At 58.4% G+C, this 611-nt stretch carries 1 protein-coding gene; it reads left to right on the forward strand.

Going from position 1 to position 611, the window contains the following annotated elements; genetic code table 11:
- Window positions 1-2 precede the first annotated feature (2 nt).
- Window positions 3-611: transposase (locus L6D80_RS29870; protein WP_154212032.1), on the forward strand; the 609-nt coding region annotated here is incomplete at its 3' end.

The raw sequence follows: 611 nt of genomic DNA on the forward strand, positions 1-611 counted from the left end.
CCATGCCTAAAACCGGACGCCCGCCCGTAATCGCTGCGGAGCATTACCCTCTGCTGACCAGGCTCGCTCATGCGCAACCCTATTCCAGCCAATCCGAACTGGCGCAGGCATTCCATGCTGAAACGGGTATTACCGCTCATCCCGATACCTTTGCCAAAGCGCTGAGGCTGGCCGGGATCGTTCGTGTAAAGGAACGAGCCAAAGGTAGTTTCCAGCCATCTGAGGCTCAGAAGTCTTATGGTTACACCGAGGCCCACCGGCGCCAGTTGCCGGAACAGCGCTACCCCAGTTGTCTGACGGACGCAGAATGGACGCTGGTCGCTGATTTGTTTGAAGTCTCGGGAGGCCGTGGCGTGCCGCCTCGTCACTCCCGAAGGACGCTTTTGGAAGCGTGCTGTTATGTCGTGCGCACGGGATGCTCATGGCGAATGCTGCCTCACGAGTTTCCGCATTGGGACAACGTCTACAAGACCTTTCGACGGTGGAGCGCTCAGGGCAAGTTTGAGCAAATGCACGACCGGCTTCGTGCCCAGTGGCGAGAGCGGATGGATCGTGATGAAAAGCCGTCAGCCGCTGTTCTCGATTCCCAGTCAACTCGTAGCTCTCCCCAA

Origin of the sequence: Pseudomonas ceruminis, assembly GCF_021602025.1 — a bacterium.
GTDB lineage: Bacteria > Pseudomonadota > Gammaproteobacteria > Pseudomonadales > Pseudomonadaceae > Aquipseudomonas > Aquipseudomonas ceruminis.